We start from the raw sequence: 536 nt of genomic DNA on the forward strand, positions 1-536 counted from the left end.
AATCCGGGGCGACAATATCGGATTTGCCTTTGCCGCTGCTCCTACTGACCATGTTGCTGACCCGCCTGCTCAACGCCTGTCATCATTTTCCCGGTTTCGTTTATGAAGGGGCGCGACTGTGCGAGCCAACCCAGTCTATCGAAATCGAGGTACGGCCGCGCAAAGGTTCCAAGCCGATCTGCTCATGCTGCAACCGACCCGGCCGCGGCTACGATACGCTCGCGCAGCGTAGCTTCGAGTTTATTCCGGTCTGGGGCTTTGCCGTGTTCCTCCTCTATACCATGCGCCGCGTTGACTGTCGTGACTGCGGCGTGAAGGTCGAAGCGCTGCCTTGGGCCAACGGCAAGCACACGCTCACCCGCGCCTACATGCTGTTCCTGGCGCAGTGGGCTCGCAAGCTGTCTTGGAAAGAGACCGCACGAAGCTTCCGGACCAGTTGGGAGAAAGTCTTTAATGCGGTGGAATGGGTAGTCGAGTGGGGACTGACCCATCGCGAGCTCGGAACAATCCGCGCTTTGGGCGTCGACGAAATCCAG

The 536-nt window shown here is 59.3% G+C and carries 1 protein-coding gene; it reads left to right on the forward strand.

All coding sequences use genetic code 11. The features are described 5' to 3' along the window. Positions 1-50: 50 nt before the first annotated feature. Positions 51-536, forward strand: a 486-nt coding sequence (locus AWB68_RS46090) for a transposase (protein ID WP_143282105.1), incomplete at its 3' end; no start/stop codon positions are given.

Source organism: Caballeronia choica, assembly GCF_001544535.1.
In the GTDB taxonomy this organism is placed as follows: domain Bacteria; phylum Pseudomonadota; class Gammaproteobacteria; order Burkholderiales; family Burkholderiaceae; genus Caballeronia; species Caballeronia choica.